The sequence below is a fragment of the Bradyrhizobium sp. USDA3516 genome (genome assembly GCF_057651995.1).
Genome location: NZ_JBYGYN010000009.1, coordinates 371,710 through 387,952, shown reverse-complemented (window position 1 = coordinate 387,952; position 16,243 = coordinate 371,710). Strand labels below are relative to the sequence as shown.

At 65.4% G+C, this 16,243-nt stretch carries 15 protein-coding genes; 10 read left to right on the top strand and 5 right to left on the bottom strand.

Going from position 1 to position 16,243, the window contains the following annotated elements; translation table 11 throughout:
* Window positions 1-340: 340 nt before the first annotated feature.
* On the bottom strand, window positions 341-1,414 hold the full coding sequence (locus AC24YW_RS27580) for a tartrate dehydrogenase (RefSeq protein ID WP_487485673.1): 1,074 nt from the start codon (window positions 1,412-1,414) through the stop codon (window positions 341-343).
* Between the two features lie 153 nt (window positions 1,415-1,567).
* On the opposite strand from AC24YW_RS27580, the gene AC24YW_RS27575 reads away from it, so the two are divergent.
* The gene (locus tag AC24YW_RS27575; RefSeq protein ID WP_487485672.1) at window positions 1,568-2,344 is read left to right on the top strand and encodes an SDR family oxidoreductase; all 777 of its coding nucleotides are present in this window, start codon (window positions 1,568-1,570) and stop codon (window positions 2,342-2,344) included.
* A gap of 122 nt (window positions 2,345-2,466) precedes the next feature.
* Window positions 2,467-3,885 (top strand): amidase, encoded by a 1,419-nt coding sequence (locus AC24YW_RS27570; RefSeq protein WP_487485671.1) that lies wholly within the window; start codon window positions 2,467-2,469, stop codon window positions 3,883-3,885.
* Window positions 3,886-4,011: 126 nt separating this feature from the next.
* Here the strand turns inward: AC24YW_RS27570 and AC24YW_RS27565 are convergent, their stop codons facing one another.
* The 3 genes from AC24YW_RS27565 to AC24YW_RS27555 form a co-directional block, all read right to left on the bottom strand.
* Complete coding sequence (locus AC24YW_RS27565; RefSeq protein WP_487485670.1) at window positions 4,012-5,448, bottom strand: extracellular catalytic domain type 2 short-chain-length polyhydroxyalkanoate depolymerase; 1,437 nt, start codon at window positions 5,446-5,448, stop codon at window positions 4,012-4,014.
* A 100-nt stretch (window positions 5,449-5,548) separates the two neighbouring features.
* Complete coding sequence (locus AC24YW_RS27560) at window positions 5,549-6,658, bottom strand: amino acid ABC transporter permease (protein ID WP_487485669.1); 1,110 nt, start codon at window positions 6,656-6,658, stop codon at window positions 5,549-5,551.
* Between the two features lie 2 nt (window positions 6,659-6,660).
* Complete coding sequence (locus AC24YW_RS27555) at window positions 6,661-7,842, bottom strand: amino acid ABC transporter permease (RefSeq protein ID WP_487485668.1); 1,182 nt, start codon at window positions 7,840-7,842, stop codon at window positions 6,661-6,663.
* Between the two features lie 88 nt (window positions 7,843-7,930).
* Between AC24YW_RS27555 and AC24YW_RS27550 the strand changes: the two genes are divergently transcribed.
* The 4 genes from AC24YW_RS27550 (at window position 7,931) to AC24YW_RS27535 (ending at window position 11,978) form a co-directional block, all read left to right on the top strand.
* The gene (locus tag AC24YW_RS27550) at window positions 7,931-8,803 is read left to right on the top strand and encodes a MurR/RpiR family transcriptional regulator (RefSeq protein ID WP_487485667.1); all 873 of its coding nucleotides are present in this window, start codon (window positions 7,931-7,933) and stop codon (window positions 8,801-8,803) included.
* Window positions 8,804-8,806: 3 nt separating this feature from the next.
* A complete protein-coding gene (locus tag AC24YW_RS27545; RefSeq protein WP_487485666.1) occupies window positions 8,807-10,156 on the top strand; it encodes an aspartate aminotransferase family protein in 1,350 nt (449 codons plus the stop codon).
* Window positions 10,157-10,168: 12 nt separating this feature from the next.
* Window positions 10,169-11,179 carry an amino acid ABC transporter substrate-binding protein gene (locus AC24YW_RS27540; protein WP_487485665.1) on the top strand — a complete coding sequence of 337 codons (1,011 nt, stop codon included), beginning with the start codon at window positions 10,169-10,171 and terminating at the stop codon, window positions 11,177-11,179.
* Between the two features lie 163 nt (window positions 11,180-11,342).
* Window positions 11,343-11,978 (top strand): aspartate/glutamate racemase family protein, encoded by a 636-nt coding sequence (locus tag AC24YW_RS27535; RefSeq protein WP_487485664.1) that lies wholly within the window; start codon window positions 11,343-11,345, stop codon window positions 11,976-11,978.
* On the opposite strand, the gene AC24YW_RS27530 is transcribed toward AC24YW_RS27535, so the two are convergent.
* Window positions 11,975-12,622 carry a TetR/AcrR family transcriptional regulator gene (locus AC24YW_RS27530; RefSeq protein ID WP_487485663.1) on the bottom strand — a complete coding sequence of 216 codons (648 nt, stop codon included), beginning with the start codon at window positions 12,620-12,622 and terminating at the stop codon, window positions 11,975-11,977. The two genes, AC24YW_RS27535 and AC24YW_RS27530, sit on opposite strands and share 4 nt — an antisense overlap.
* Window positions 12,623-12,757: 135 nt before the next feature.
* On the opposite strand from AC24YW_RS27530, the gene AC24YW_RS27525 reads away from it, so the two are divergent.
* From AC24YW_RS27525 to AC24YW_RS27510, 4 genes are all read left to right on the top strand, one after another.
* Complete coding sequence (locus AC24YW_RS27525; RefSeq protein WP_194476963.1) at window positions 12,758-12,967, top strand: ferredoxin; 210 nt, start codon at window positions 12,758-12,760, stop codon at window positions 12,965-12,967.
* 57 nt (window positions 12,968-13,024) lie between these two features.
* Window positions 13,025-14,245 carry a cytochrome P450 gene (locus AC24YW_RS27520; protein WP_487485662.1) on the top strand — a complete coding sequence of 407 codons (1,221 nt, stop codon included), beginning with the start codon at window positions 13,025-13,027 and terminating at the stop codon, window positions 14,243-14,245.
* An 85-nt stretch (window positions 14,246-14,330) separates the two neighbouring features.
* Window positions 14,331-14,990 carry a sulfite oxidase-like oxidoreductase gene (locus tag AC24YW_RS27515; protein WP_487485661.1) on the top strand — a complete coding sequence of 220 codons (660 nt, stop codon included), beginning with the start codon at window positions 14,331-14,333 and terminating at the stop codon, window positions 14,988-14,990.
* Between the two features lie 23 nt (window positions 14,991-15,013).
* Complete coding sequence (locus AC24YW_RS27510; protein WP_487485660.1) at window positions 15,014-16,237, top strand: bifunctional alpha/beta hydrolase/OsmC family protein; 1,224 nt, start codon at window positions 15,014-15,016, stop codon at window positions 16,235-16,237.
* Window positions 16,238-16,243 lie beyond the last annotated feature (6 nt).

The following is a 16,243-nucleotide window of genomic DNA, read 5'->3' as shown; positions in this document are numbered from 1 at the left end:
AAGGCAAGCGGGCAAGTTTTGCTCGCCTCCATCGCGTTCAATATGAGGCGGTGGGCCACGATCACCGCCTGAACTGCCCGCCGAGGGTGGCAATTACAAGCTCGGACCGCAATCCACGCGACTGCGGCCCTCTCTCCTGACGTCTTCCGCCTCAAAAAGCAGTAGCGCAACAGGCCCCTTGTGGGAGAAGGTGGCGCGAAGCGTCGGATGAGGGGTTTTCTCGGCGAGCAATTATGCACCTGATAGAGGCCTGTCTCCGCAGAGACAGACCCCTCACCCGTCTCGCCGCTGCGCGCCGAGCCACCCTCTCCCACAAGGGGAGAGGGAAAGAGCGCCCGCCTCAATCCACCATATCCGCAACCGTCTTGCCGCACGCCGTGGTGTCGGCATTGCCGCCGAGATCCTTGGTGCGCAGCGTCCGTTCGGCCAGCGTGCGCTCGATCGCCTCGACGATCGACTTGCCGGCTTCCTTTTCGCCGAGATGCTCGAGCATCATCGCGCCGGACCAGATCATGCCGATCGGGTTGGCGATGCCCTGGCCTGCGATGTCGGGCGCCGAGCCGTGCACCGGCTCGAACACGGATGGGAAATCGCCCTCGGGATTGATGTTGCCGGACGGAGCGATGCCGATGGTGCCGGTGCAGGCCGGGCCGAGGTCGGAGAGGATGTCGCCGAACAGGTTGGAGCCGACCACGACATCGAACCAGTCCGGATGCAGCACGAAGTTCGCGGTGAGAATGTCGATGTGGTACTTGTCCCACTTCACGCTGGGATACTTCTTGGCCATCGCCTCCACGCGCTCGTCCCAATAGGGCATGGTGATCGAGATGCCGTTGGACTTGGTCGCCGAAGTCAGGTGCTTCTTGGGCCGCGACTGCGCGAGCTCGAAGGCGAATTTCAGGATGCGGTCGACGCCGATACGGGTCATCACCGTCTGCTGCGTCACGAACTCGCGGTCCGTGTCCGGGAACATGCGGCCGCCCACCGAGGAATATTCGCCTTCGGTGTTCTCGCGCACCACCCAGAAATCGATGTCGCCGGGCTTGCGTCCCGCCAGCGGCGACGGCACGCCGGGCATCAGCCGCACCGGGCGCAGGTTCACGTATTGATCGAACTCGCGGCGGAACTTGATCAACGAGCCCCACAGCGAGACGTGGTCCGGAATCTTGGCCGGCCAGCCGACCGCACCGAAATAGATCGCATCGTGCTTGCCGATCTTCTCTTTCCAGTCGTCAGGCATCATCTGCCCGTGCTTCTCGTAATAGTCGTAAGACGAGAAGTCGAAATGGTCGAAATGCAGCGAGACGTTGTGCTTCTTCGCCGCCGCCTCCAAGACGCGCAGCCCCTCCGGCATCACCTCCTTGCCGATGCCGTCGCCGGGAATGACCGCGATCCGGTATTGTTTCTTGCTCATCGAGAACGTCCTTGGTTGGTCCGGCAGTCGCCGCCTTCTGACTGCACTGCAATGGACCAAACGCGGCGGCAGTGCAACGCTGCACTGCAATGTTGACCATGGCGCGGGCGAGCGCCTACTGATTTGATCCTGTTCCCACGAACGAGTACCCCCATGGATCTGCATCTGCGTGGCAAGCGCGTCCTGATCACCGGCGCGTCCAAGGGCATTGGCGCAGCCGCCGCCGAGGCGTTCGCCGAAGAAGGCGCGCATCTCCTGCTCGCGGCGCGTAGCGGCGATCAGCTCAAGGCGCTGGCCGACCGCTTGCGCTCCGCGCACCAGATCGACGCCGCAACGAGCATCGTCGATCTGCGCAAGGAGGCGGACGTAGCCCGGTTGGCGAAGGAAGCCGCCGACATCGACGTGCTCGTCAACAATGCCGGCGACATCCCCGGCGGCTCGATCGACAAGATCGACGAGGCGGCCTGGCGGCACGCCTGGGAATTGAAGGTGTTCGGCTATATCAACCTGACGCGCTACATCTACGCCCAGATGAAAGCCAGGGGTGGCGGCGTGATCGTCAACGACATCGGCGCGGCCGGTGAAAAGTTCGATGCCAATTACATCTGCGGCAGTGCCGGCAATGCCGCGCTGATGGCGTTCACACGTGCGCTCGGCGGCAAGAGCCTCGCCGACAACATCCGCGTAGTCGGCATCAATCCTGGCCCCGTCGGCACCGACCGCCACGTCACCCTGCTGAAGACGCGGGCCAAGCACCAATTCGGCGACGAGAGCCGCTACAAGGAATTCCAGAAGAGCCTGCCGCTCGGCCGTCCTGCGCATGCGCGCGAGATCGGCGACCTCATGGCGTTCCTGGCCTCGGATCGGGCCGGCTATACATCGGGCGTGATCTACACGGTCGACGGCGGCATCAGCGCCGGGTGGGGTTAGTTATTCGTCATTGCGAGCGCGGCGAAGCAATCCAGGAATGCCTCTGCAGCAATCAGTCTGGATTGCTTCGTCGCTTCGCTCCTCGCAATGACGAGCCTCGAATAAGCACAGGAGTAAACCAATTGTCCCAGGATCTGATCCGCGAAACCGCCTGCACCGTCGTCGACAAGCTGCGCTCCGGCGACGTCTCGCCGCTCGAGCTCCTGGACGTGCTGGAGAAGCGCATCAAGGAGGTCGACGGCAAGGTCAACGCGCTGCCGACGCTGTGCTTCGATCGCGCGCGGGAGAGCGCGAAGACGCTGATGCAGAAGCCGGCCGGCGCGCGCGGGCTGCTCGCCGGACTGCCGGTGCCGATCAAGGATCTGACCGACGTCGCGGGCGTGTTGAACACGCAGGGCTCGCCGATCTTCAAGGACAACATCCCCGCGAAGTCCGACCTCATGGTCGAGAACCTCGAGGCCAACGGCGCGGTCGTCTACGCCAAGTCGAACACGCCGGAATTCGGGGCCGGCGCCAACACTTTCAACGAGGTGTTCGGCGCGACGCTCAATCCCTGGGACACGACGAAATCGGCCGCGGGCTCCTCCGGCGGCGCGGCGGTGGCGCTGGCGACCGGCATGGCCTGGCTCGCCCAGGGCTCCGACATGGGCGGATCGTTGCGCAGCCCCGCGGCCTTCTGCGGCGTCGTCGGCATGCGGCCGAGCATCGGCCGCGTCGCGCATACCCCCAAGTCCGGCATCGATCGCAATCTCGGCGTGGTCGGCCCGATGGCGCGCAACGTCGAGGATCTCGCGCTGCTGCTGGATGCCATGAGCGGCGACTATGCCGACGATCCGCTGTCGCTGCCGGCTCCCGCAACCTCATTCCTGTCGGCGGCCCAGGCGGGCAAGCGGCCGAGGCGCATCGCCTATTCGCCCGATCTCGGCATCACCCCGGTCGATCCCGAAGTGAAGGCGATCACCCGCAAGGCCGCCGAACGTTTCGCCGAGGCCGGCGCCATCGTCGAGGAGGCGCATCCGGATTGGCGCGAGGCGCATGAATGCTTCCACGTGCTGCGCGCCTTCGATTTCGCGATCACCAAGGCCAATCTGCTGCGCACCAAGCGCGACCTGCTCAAGCCCGAGGTGATCTGGAACATCGAAGAAGGCCTCAAGCTCACGGTCGAGCAGCTCGCGCGCGCCGAGGCGCAGCGCGTCGGCATGACGGCGCGGGCGATCGAGTTCTTCAAGAGCTACGATCTGTTGCTGACGCCGACCACGATCGTTCCGCCCTTCCCGATCGAGCATCGCTATGTCGCCGAATGCGCCGGCAAGAGGTTCGACAATTACGTCGAGTGGCTCGGCATCGTCTACGCCATCACGCTGGCCTGCTGCCCGTCTCTCTCCCTGCCCTGCGGCTTCACCGCCTCGGGCCTGCCGGTCGGCGTGCAGGTGGTCGGCCCGCCGCGCGCCGACGCGCAGGTGATCGCCGGCGCGAAGGTGCTGGAGGACATGCTCGGCCTGCGCGGCACGACGCCGATCGATCCGAAGGTGAAGGACTAGCCTCACTCTCGTGCCCCGGACGCTGCGCAGCGCTTCTTCAGCATTGCGCTAGCGCTTGCCCTGGTCCGGTATACGAGATCTCACCTCCCGCTGGTCGCCTCCAGGCTGGGACGGTTGCTCGGTTCGCTATTTGGCGATCGGGCACGAGCCGGGATCATTGCAGCGAGGAGGCGTCGATCGCGTGGTGCCGGTCGCCTCCTCGGAGCTCGGGCCCACCGCCCCGTTCAGAATGACCGAGACACGCCATCGATATGTTGTTTGCGGCGTCAGACCGGAATCCCCAAAGCTCGCGCCTGTCACGTCGCCAACCGCTTGGAACGCACCATCGAGTCCCGCACGCGAAACCCGGTAGATTGTTCCGTCGTCTCCTGGAGACCAGGCGAGGAGAGCGCCGCTATCCGACGTATCGATTGCCGTGAGCGAGTGCGGTGCCGATAGCGAGGGCGCGGTCGCGCCGGCAGGCACCGCGGCAGCGGCCGTGAGCGCATCCAGCATCGCCTTGATCGCCTTGATTTGCGATCCGGACTTCGTCACGTAGCTATCCTGATGGTTGACGTAACTCCACCAATCCCAACAGGCCTGCGGATTGCTTGGCCAGTATGGGCTGGTCTTGGTCTGCGGATAGAGAATGATCATGCGGTTCGTGTCCGCCCACTCATTGTACCCGGCCTCATCCACGAATTTGCGTCCGATATCGGCGACGTCCTGCTTGCATCCGTGGAGCGCGACGTGGACGCGACACGGACTGCCCTGCTCGCAATCCCTGGGTACGAACACATAGCCGGTATCGCCCATGCTCAACGCGTCGGGCAGATGCGGCGTGGTATAGATCGATTGATCAAAGCTCTTCACTGAACCTGCGTGCTGCGCGGCATTGGGCGGATTCAGACGGCCGTAAATATGCTGCAGGATGACGCCGGCCTGGTCATAGCCGCATTGGTCGATATAGGGCGCCGTGTTGGCCTTGCAGTCGTTGAGCCCGGGTGCGTCCTGTTTCGCCACGACGAACGAGTGGCCCGCGCCGAGCGTGGCCTGATAGAACAAGTTGCCGCGATTGGCATCCCCCAGATAATGGCGATAGAAAGCGGCGGCCGCATCGGTCGCGGCCTTGTCGACGATCGCGTCATTGTAGCCGTGAAAGAGATAGATCTTCTGCCTGCCGACATTGCTGAGAGGGTCGATCTCGCCCGCTGCGGCCTTCGCGTCGGCCTTTGCCGTGAAATCCTTCGGATCCAGATCCGACGCCGGCCCTTTCATGCATGCACCCGTGGCCCGCCGGATCGGCCCCCAGTACCAGGTGACGGCGTCGAACGCGTCCGCCTTTGCGAACCAGTAAGGGCCGCCCGCGACCACACCGACGCCCTTGATCACCGACGACCATGCCGTGCCGAACTGAACGGCCATGAACGCGCCCGACGAAATTCCCGAAATCGAACTCTCACCGATCGGCGCGCGATAGCGCCGTAGTCCCTCGGCGGCACACGATGACACGCCGAGAGTGCTTGTGAAGATCAGGATGCAGATCTGGGCGACGATAAACTGCCGCAAAACGGCCACGCGCATGACAGCCTCGCCAAATCGACCGCAGGGGCAACCTCTGGTATTAGAGCTCAAAATCGGCAATCGGGGCAAGCGCAAACAAGCGGCACCAAACGAGAAACCGTCACTTCGGCGTTGTCTGCGCCTCCAGGCTGCGACTGTAGCGCGACATCGCGAAGCAGAAGACGAAGTAGATCGCGGCCACGAAGATGTAGACCTCGACCGAAAACTGTTGCCAGGCGGGATCGATGATCGCGGTCTTCGCCGTCGTCAGCAGGTCGAAGATACCGATGATCAGCACCAGACTGGTGTCCTTGAAGAAGGCGATGAAGGTGTTGACCAGCGGTGGGATGACGTGGCGGATCGCCTGCGGCAGGACGATCATCCGGTGCTTGCGCCAGTAGGACAGACCGAGCGCGTCGGCGGCTTCATATTGCCCGCGCGGCACCGCCTGAAGCCCGCCGCGGATCACTTCGGCGAGGTAGGCGCCGGCGAACAGGATGATCGCGATCTGCGCGCGCAGCAGCTTGTCGATGTTGAATCCGGCCGGCATGAACAGCGGAAACATCACGCTCGCCATGAACAGCAGGCTCACCAGCGGCACGCCACGGATCAGCTCGACATAGAGCACGCTGAGCGAGCGGATCGCCGGCAGCTTCGAGCGCCGGCCGAGCGCAACCAGGATGCCGAGCGGAAAGCCGACGGCGAGACCGAACGTCGCCAGGATCAGCGTCACGGGCAAGCCGCCCCAGCGATCCTGCGAGACGAAGGGCAGGCCGAGCACGCCGCCCCACATCAGCACGCTGATCAGCGCCAGTGCACCGATCCAGAGATAGACCAGCTCGCGCCGCCACAGCGCGCGGCGGGTCGAGAGGTAGTACAGCGCGATGAACAGCACGACCGACAGTGCCGGCCGCCACTGCTCGTCGAACGGATAGGTGCCGAACAGGATGAAGCGATACTTTTCGGGGACGATGGCCCAGCAGGCGCCGAGGCCACGCGCGGCGCGACAGGCGCTGGAATCGCCCGTGGGCGTCAGCCAGACCGCGTTGGCGATGCCCCATTGCACGAAGCTGAAAATGCCCTTGGCGAGCAGCACCAGCAGCAGGACGCTGATGATCCCATTCGAGATCGAGGAGAACAGGTTCTTGCGCAGCCAGTGCAGCACCGGATTGCCAGGCTGCGGACGATGGGCGGTGCGGGGTGCTTCGGGGATGTCCGCGATCGCGGTCATGATCAGCGCTCCACGAGCGCGATGCGCGCATTGTACCAGTTCATGAAGAAGCTGATCGAAAGGCTGATGGTGAGGAACACCGCCATGATCAGCGCGATGGCTTCGATAGCCTGTCCGGTCTGATTCAGCGTGGTGTTGGCGACCGAGACCACGTCCTGGTAGCCGATCGCCACCGCGAGCGAGGAGTTCTTGGTCAAGTTGAGATACTGGCTCGTCATCGGCGGCACGATGACGCGCAGCGCCTGCGGCAGGATGATCTGCCGCAGCATGAAGCTGCGGCGCAGGCCGAGTGCGTTGGCGGCATCCCATTGCCCGCGTGGTACCGACTGGATGCCGCTGCGCACGATCTCGGCGATGAAGGCGGAGGTGTAGGTCACCAGTGCGATCAGCAGCGCGAAATATTCCGGCGCGAGCGTCAGCCCGCCGACGAAATTGAAGCCGCGCAGCTGCGGCCACTCGACCGTCCAGGACACGCCGAGCACCAGCGAGACCGCCGCCGGCACCGCGACGATGAGGCCGAGCGCAGACGGCCAGGCCGGCCGCGGCTTGCCGTCGCGCATCTGCTGTGCGACCAGCCAGCGCAGGAAGAGGAAGAACACCGCACAGCCCAGCACCGCGGTGCCGAGCACGGCAAGCTGCGGCGGCCCGAACGGAATCGCGGGCAGGATCAGGCCACGATTGGACAGGAACACGCCCTCGACCGGCCGCCACGCGGCGCGCGCGGCCGGCAGCGCCTGCATCAGCACGTACCAGAACAGCAGCTGGAGCAGCAGCGGGATGTCGCGGAGCGTTTCGACATAGACCGCGGCAAGCCGTGATAGCAACCAATTGGCCGACAGCCTGGAGATGCCGATCAGGGTGCCCAGGATCGTTGCGAGCACGATGCCGATCACGGCGACGCGCAAGGTGTTGACGATGCCGACGACGAAGGCCCAGAGGTAGGTATCCCCCGGATTGTAGGCGAGCAGGCTGTCGGCAATCGGCATACCGGCCTCGCGGCCGAGAAAGGCGAAGCCGGTGGTGATGCGACGAGCCGACAGATTGGTGACGGTGTTGGACCAGAGGAAGGCGATCACGCCGACCACCATGCCGACCACCAGGACCTGCCAGATCAGGCCCTTCAATTGGTTGCGACCGAGCAGGAAGCGGCGGCGCGGCGGCGGCCTCGGATGATCGGCGGTCACGGCACAAGAATCCTTCGTCAAATGCAACGATTTCCGGCCTCGCACGTCAATTGTTGCACCAAACTTTATTTCATGCAACAAATGTTTCATGGTCGTATCAGCGAAATCCTCGCCCCTGGGCGAACTGCGCATCGCATTGCCGTCGCTCCCCCTGCGCTTGCAGGAGGTCGGCCGTTTCGTCGCCGCCAACGACTACGACGCCACCACGCGCTCGATGCGCGATCTCGCGGCGGAAGCCGGCGCCGATCCCGCCGCGTTCACGCGGCTTGCGAAAGCGATCGGCTATTCCGGATGGGACGAGCTGCGCGCGGCGCTGACCGAAGCGCGGCGGCCGTCCCAGACCGCGCCCTTCTCCGGTCGCACAAGAGGCCGCCGTCACGGGCCGAATGCCGATGTCACGCTCGTCATGGACAAGCTCGAGGCCGAGGCCGCCGGCCTTCCGCGTATCCCGGCCCAGCCGATTGCGGATGCGGCGCGCGCGCTGCATGAGGCCAAGCGGATCTGGATCGCGGGCTATCGCAGCTGCCGCAGCGTCGCGGAGCTCCTGAACTACGAGCTGCGCTTGTTCCGGCCCGAACAGGTGCAGCTCGTCGGCACGTCCGGGCCGGACGACCTCGATCTCGGCGCGTTCCGTCCCGGCGAAGCCGTCATCGTCATCGGCTTTCTGCCTTACACCCATGCAAGCGTCCGCGTCGCGCAGACCGCGCATCGCAGCGGCGCGACGCTGATCGCGATTGCGGACAGCCTGTCGGCACCGATGGCCGAAGGTGCCGACCATGTGTTGTTGTTCGAGGCCGCGTCCTCGCCCGGCTTTTTCCCCAGTCTCACCGGCGCGATCGCGATCGCGCAGTCGCTCGCGGCGGTCACGTTCTCGCTCGGCGGCGCCGCCGCGAAGAAGCGTCTGGAAAATACCGAGGCGCGGCTCGCTGCCGCCTCCACCTACGTTTCGGAGAAAGGTTGACTCATGAGCCCTCGCACCAGCCGCGTGCTGCATCGCTCGCTGCGCGAAATCCCGCCCAAGGCAATCGGCGGCGAAGGCGTTTATCTCTTCGCCGAGGACGGGCGTCGCATCATCGATGCCTCCGGCGGGGCGGCGGTCTCCTGCCTCGGCCACCAGCATCCGCGCGTGATCGCGGCGATGGCCAAGCAGGCGTCCACCCTCGCCTATGCGCATACGGCTTTCTTCTCCTCCGAGCCGGCGGAAGCACTTGCTGAAACACTGGTCGGACACGAGCCCGGCGGGCTCGCCTACGCCTATTTCGTCAGCGGCGGATCGGAGGCGATCGAGGCTAGCATCAAGCTGGCGCGGCAATATTTCATCGAGCGCGGCGAGCCGCAGCGGCAGCACTTCATCGCGCGGCGGCAGAGCTATCACGGCAACACGCTCGGCGCGCTCGCCGCCGGCGGCAATGCCTGGCGTCGCGCGCCCTATGCGCCGTTGCTCTCCACCGCTTTCAGCCACGTCACGCCGGCCTTCGCCTATCGCGAGAAGCGCGAAGGCGAGTCGGATGCACAGTTCGTCGCGCGCCTCGCCGCCGAGCTCGAAGCCGAGTTCCAGCGACTCGGCCCCGACACCGTCGCCGCGTTCCTCGCCGAGCCCGTCGTCGGCGCCACCGCCGGCGCCGTGACCGCCCCGGACGGCTACTTCAAAGCGGTGCGCGAGATCTGCGACCGTCACGGCGCGCTGCTCATTCTCGACGAGGTCATGTGCGGCATGGGCCGCACCGGCACGATGCATGCGTGGGAGCAGGAAGGTGTCGCCCCCGACATCCAGGCGATCGCAAAGGGACTCGGCGGCGGCTATCAGCCGATCGGTGCGATGCTGGCAAGCGGCAAGATCATCGACACCGTCCGCTCGGGCTCGGGCGCGTTTCAGCACGGCCACACTTATCTGGCACACCCCCTCGCCTGCGCCGCGGCGCTCGCGGTGCAGGACGTGATCCGCGAGGACGGCCTGCTCGACCAGGTCAAGGAGCGCGGCAGGCAGCTCGAGCAGCGCCTGACGGAACGTTTCGGCAATCACCGCCATGTCGGCGACATCAGGGGCCGCGGCCTGTTCTGGGCGATCGAGCTCGTCGCCGATCGCGCCAGCCGCGCCTCGTTCGATCCGGCGCTCAAGCTGCACCAGAAGATCAAGGCGGAAGCCTTTGCCGGCGGGCTCGGCTGCTATCCCAGCGGCGGCACCGTCGACGGCGTGCGCGGCGACCATTTGCTGCTGGCACCGCCCTATGTCGCCTCGGCGGACGAAATCGACCTGATCGTCGACAAGCTGGGCACGGCCGTCGACAACGTGTTGCGTAGTGTCAATCACTGAGGGGAGAGTAGTATGAGGAAAGTGGTGATCGCAGCGGGCCTGCTCGCGGCATCGACGGTGATCGCAGCGGCGGCGACGCTCGATACGGTGAAGAGCCGCGGCACGCTGGTGTGCGGCGTCAGTGCCGGTTTTGCCGGCTTCTCGGCGCCGGACTCGCAAGGCAATTACAAGGGCCTCGACGTCGATTATTGCCGCGCGCTGGCGGCCGGCGTGCTCGGCGATCCCACCAAGGTGCGCTACGTCTCGCTGACGGCGCAGAACCGTTTCACGGCGCTGCAATCGGGCGAGATCGACGTGCTCTACCGCAACTCGACGCAGACCTATTTGCGCGGCGTGACGCTGGGTCTGCGGCAGGGCCCGATCAACTTCTACGACGGCCAGGGTTTTGTCGTGAAGAAAGACCTCGGCGTCAAGGAGTTGAAGGACCTCAAGGGCGCCACCGTCTGCGTCGCGCAAGGCACCACGCACGAGGTCACGCTCGGCGATTACGGCCGCGCCAACGGCATCGACTGGAAGCCTCTGGTGTTCGACCGCGTCGACACCATGTACCAGACCTTCTTCGGCGGCCGCTGCGATGCGATGACCCAGGACGCTTCGGCCCTCGCCGGCGCGGTGACCACGGCCGCGCCGAACGCGGCCGACTACATCGTGCTGCCGCAGACCATCAGCAAGGAGCCGCTCGGACCCTTCACCCGCAACGGCGACGAGGTTTGGAGCGACATCATCACGTGGCTGCATTACGGCCTGATCGAGGCCGAGGAACTCGGCGTCACGCAAGCCAATGTCGAGGAGATGACGAAGTCGCAGACGCCTGCGATCCAGCGGCTGCTGGGAGCCAGCGGCGACCTCGGCTCGCGGCTCGGGCTCGACAACAAATGGCTGGTCAAGGCGATCAAGGCCGGCGGCAATTACGGCGAGATCTTCGAGCGCAATGTCGGCAAGGCCAGCCCGCTCAAGCTCGATCGCGGCATCAACGGTCTATGGAGCAAGGGTGGCTTGATGTACGCCATTCCGTTCAAGTAAAGCAGTTCACCTCTCCCCGCTTGCGGGGAGAGGTCAGATTGCGCAGCAATCCGGGTGAGGGGGAGTTTCCGGCGCGTCAACTCTCACCTTTTGCCGAAAGATCCCCTCACCCCGACCCTCTCCCCGTAAGAACGGGGAGAGGGAGAAGAAGCATCGAGCCACCATGCGCATCGCCCTTATCCACGCCCTCAAGCATTCCATCGCCCCGATCGAGGCGGCGTTTGCGCAGGCCTGGCCCGAGGCGCGGCTGATGAACCTGCTCGACGACAGTCTCTCGGCGGATCTCGCCCGCGAAGGGCAACTCGACGGTGCCATGACGGAACGATTCCTCGCGCTCGGCGACTACGCAGCGGCGACGGGAGCGGATGGAATCCTGTTCACCTGCTCCGCCTTCGGCCCGTGCATCGAGGCCGTCGCGCGCGCGCATGCGCCGATGCCGGTGCTCAAGCCGAACGAGGCTATGATCGAGAGAGCGGTGACCATGGGCCGGCGCATCGGCCTGCTCTCGACCTTTCCGCCGACGCTGGCGTCGATGCCGCCCGAGTTTCCCGCCTCCGTCGAGGTGGTGCCGAAGCTTGCCGACGGCGCGCTGGCCGCGCTCGACCGCGGCGACCGCGCCACGCATGACCGGCTGATCGCTGAAGCTTCGCGAAGCTTGCGCGATTGCGACGTCGTCGCGCTGGCGCAGTTCAGCATCGCCGCGACGGCGCCGCTGGTCGCCGAGGCCACCGGCCGCCCCGTCGTAACCACGCCGGACAGTGCGGTCGAGAAGCTGATGAGGTTGTTGAAGAAGGCCTAAGCGCCGGCCTTGGTCCGACGCCGCGCATCCTTGATCGCGACCGCCAGCGCAGCCTTGGTCTCGTTGACGAAATCCTCGACCAGCTCCTCGCGCGTGGCATGCGCCGCCTCGCCGGTGAACAGGCCCTGCTCGGCCAGCATCACCACGCCGTGCAGTGCCGCCCAGATCTTGAGCGCCTGCCGTTCGCGCAAATAGCCTACCGCGGGTGCTTCCAAAGCTTCGATCACGAGCGCAAAGGTCTCCCGCGTCGCCGCATGCAGCTCGCTGCCCTTGGCCGCGCAGGACACCGTGCGCGAGGCGAACATCAGGCGGTAGATGCCATTCCGGCGCAGACCGAAATCGAGCGTCGCCTGTGCGAGGCGCGAGAGTTTCGATTGCTGCGACGGCTTTGCCATCGCATCACGCAAGAGCGCCGAGAGCTGCCGGAATGCTTGCGCGGTGACGGCGGCGAGCAGCGCCTCGCGGTCGGCAAAATGCCGGTATGGCGCCGGCTGCGAGACCCCGAGCTTCTTGGCAAGCGCCTTGATGCTGATGGCCTCCGCGCCGCCCCGCTCTGCCTCTTGCAGCGCGGCCTCGATCAACGCATCGCGGAGATCGCCATGGTGGTAGGTCTTCTCGGGCTTGCGGGCTGGTCGGGAACGCATCGGGCGAAGCCTATAAGTTTGCGCTTGACAGGGGAAGCCCGCCGCGAATGTAATAGCATATAACTTAAAGAAGAACCGAGATGAGGAAACGCGCCGCCTTCGGGCCTCGCGCGCACGCGACCAAGGAAGCCTATAATGGCAGAGCGACTGAAGGTTCACGTCGATCCCGACAAATGCCAGGGCCACGCCCGCTGCAAGGCGCTCGCGCCGGAGCTGTTCGAGCTCGACGAATATGGCAACGCCCACGCAGCCGGCGACGGCACCGTCCCGCCGGGACTCGAGGACAAGGCCTGGCTTGCGAAATCCAACTGCCCGGAAATCGCGATCGATGTGATCGAGGAATAGCGCGGCCGCGGCCGCCCTGCGTGCGTTCAGCGAATACCAGCCAAGGGATTGCCTGCCATGTCCGACGTCGCCCAGCCCGTCGCCCATCCGCCCGTCACCGACTGGATCCATGATTTCGACCACACCGATCCGCAATGGACCGAGGATCCGTTCCCGATCTGGGACGAGCTGCGCACCGTAAGCCCAGTGGTGCACACCAAGCGCTTCCTCGGCTGCTATTTGCCGACGACCTATGAGGCCGTGCGCGAGATCGCCAACGACACCGAGCACTTCTCCTCCCGCCGCATCATCGTCCGCGATGTGCGTCCCGAGATCACCAGGAACGCGGCGCCGCCGATCACCTCCGATCCGCCCGAGCATAAGCCGGCCAAGCAATTGCTGCTGCCGCCTTTTACGCCGGACGCGATGAAGAAGCTCGAGCCGCGGGTCCGCGCCATCTGCAACGAGCTGATCGACGGCTTCATCTCCGATGGAAAGGTCGACGCTGCCGCGCGCTACAGCAAGTACATTCCGGTTCAGGCCATCGCACATATGCTCGGCATCCCCGAGAGCGACAGCGACCTTTTCATCAATTGGATCCACATGATCCTCGAGCTCGGCATCAAGGACGAGAGCAAGCTGCTCCAGGCCGTGCAGGAGATGACGGCCTATTTCGGCGGCCATATCGAAGCGCGCAAGAGCAAGCGCACCGACGACCTGATCTCCTACCTGATGAACGCCAGGGACAGGAACGGCAATCCGCTCGAGGACACCCACGTGCTGGGCTCGCTGCGCCTGCTGCTGATCGCCGGCATCGACACCACCTGGAGCGCGATCGGCTCCTCACTCTGGCATCTTGCGAAGACGCCGGCCGACCGCGAGCGGCTGATCGCCGAGCCCGAGCTGATTCCGACAGCCGTGGAGGAGCTGCTGCGCGCCTATTCGCCGGTGACGATGGCGCGAGAGGTAGTCAAGGAGACCACGGTTTCGGGGTGTCCGGTCAAGCCGGGCAACATGGTGCTGCTGTCATTCCCTGCAGCCAACCGCGACCCCAAGATGTTTCCGGACGCTGACAAAGTCGTGATCGACCGGCGCGAGAATCGTCACGCGGCCTTCGGCCTCGGCATCCACCGCTGCGTCGGTTCCAACCTCGCGCGCATGGAAATGCAGGTGGCGCTGGAGGAATGGCTGAAGCGGATTCCCGACTTCCGGCTCGATCCGGCAGGCACGGTGACCTGGTCGCAAGGAACGGTGCGCGGCCCCCGCCAGTTGCCATTTTTGCTCGGAAAGGCGATGTAGGCCTTCCCAAAGGAAGCGGACAGGCCTTTCATGGCGTGCGCGACGCCAAGCACGCCTCCGCCATGCATCGCCACGAGCCCAGGCCATGACCGACGAGACGCCATCCGACAGCAAGCTGACGCGCACCAAGGAGAAATGGGCGCGCGAGGGCCGCTTTCTCACCGGCAGGATCACGCGGCCGGAGGATCAAAGGCTTCCACCCGGGCAGCACCTCACCAAGGACTGGCCGGTGCTCGATCTCGGGGTCACGCCGCCGGTCTCGCGCGAGCGCTGGCGGCTCGACGTCTATGGCGCGGTCGAGACCCCCGTGTTCTGGACCTTTGCCGAATTCGCCGCACAGAAGCAGTCCCGGTTCACCTCGGACATCCATTGCGTCACGACCTGGTCGCGCTATGACAACGAATGGGAAGGGCTCGCCACGCGTGAGTTATTGGCGGCCTGCCAGCCACGCGAGGATGCCCGCTTCGTGGTGCTGCATTCATATGACGGTTACACCACCAACCTCGCGCTGGAGGATTTTGCCGCCGAGGACGCGCTGCTCGCCCACAGCTGGTCCGGCCAGCCGCTGACGGAGGAGCATGGCGGCCCGGTGCGGCTGGTCGTGCCGCACCTCTATTTCTGGAAGAGCGCGAAATGGCTCCAGGCCATCGAATTCCTGACCGAGGACGCGCCAGGCTTCTGGGAAGTCCGCGGCTATCATAACCGCGGCGATCCCTGGGCCGAGCAGCGCTATTCGGGCGATTAGGTACGAGCAAGACGGGGGAGCCCATGCCGACGGAACGCTTCCAATTCACCGGCGAAGGCGGCCACCAGCTCGCTGCCGCGCTGGAGCTGCCTGAGGGCGAGCCCGCGGCCTATGCACTGTTCGCGCACTGCTTCACCTGCGGCAAGGATACGCTGGCGGCCAAGCGCATCTCGGTCGCGCTCGCCGCCAAGGGCATCGCGGTGCTGCGCTTCGACTTCACCGGGCTCGGCTCCAGCGGCGGCGACTTCGCCAATTCGACGTTCTCCTCCAACGTCGCCGATCTCGTCCGCGCCGCCGATCATTTGCGCGAGACCCGCAAGGCACCCTCGATCCTGATCGGCCACAGCCTCGGTGGCGCCGCTGTTCTCGCCGCCGCCGGACAGATTCCCGAGGCAAGGGCGGTCGCCACCATCGCAGCGCCCTCGGATCCCGGCCACGTCACCGGCCTGTTCAGGGAGCATCTCGACAACATCCGCGCGCAGGGCGAGGTCGAAGTCTCGCTCGCGGGACGCCCGTTCCGGATCAAGCGCGAATTCCTCGACGACATCGCCGAGCACGCGCTGATGAAGGACGTCGGCGGCCTGCACAAGGCGCTGCTGGTGATGCATTCGCCCGTGGACGATACCGTCGGCATCGACAACGCGACGAAGCTCTTCGTCGCGGCAAGACACCCCAAGAGCTTCGTCTCGCTCGACCATGCCGATCATCTACTGACCAAGCCTGCCGACGCGCTCTACGCCGCCGACGTGATCGTGGCCTGGGCCAGCCGTTATGTCGATGCAGCGACGCCCGCGAAGGCGGTGGACCTACCGGAGGAGCCGCGCAAGGTCGTGGTTCAGGAGACCCGCGAGAGCAAGTTCAACCAGACCATCATCGTCGGCCCGCATCATCTGGTGGCGGACGAGCCCATTGCGGCCGGCGGCGCGGATGCCGGGCCCGGCCCGTACGATCTCCTGCTCGCCGGTCTCGGGGCCTGCACCTCCATGACCATGCGCCTCTATGCCGACCGCAAGTCGCTGCCGCTCGACCGCGTCACGGTCACGCTGAAGCATTCCAAGATCTACGCCAAGGATTGTGCGGAGTGCGAGACGCGCGAGGGCATGCTCGACCAGATCGAGCGCGACATCGCCATCGACGGCACGCTCGATGCCGAGCAGCGCAGGAAGCTGATGGAAATCGCCGACAAATGCCCGGTGCACCGGACGCTGACATCGGAGATCCGCATCGTGACGAGGGCCGTGGAGTAACGATGC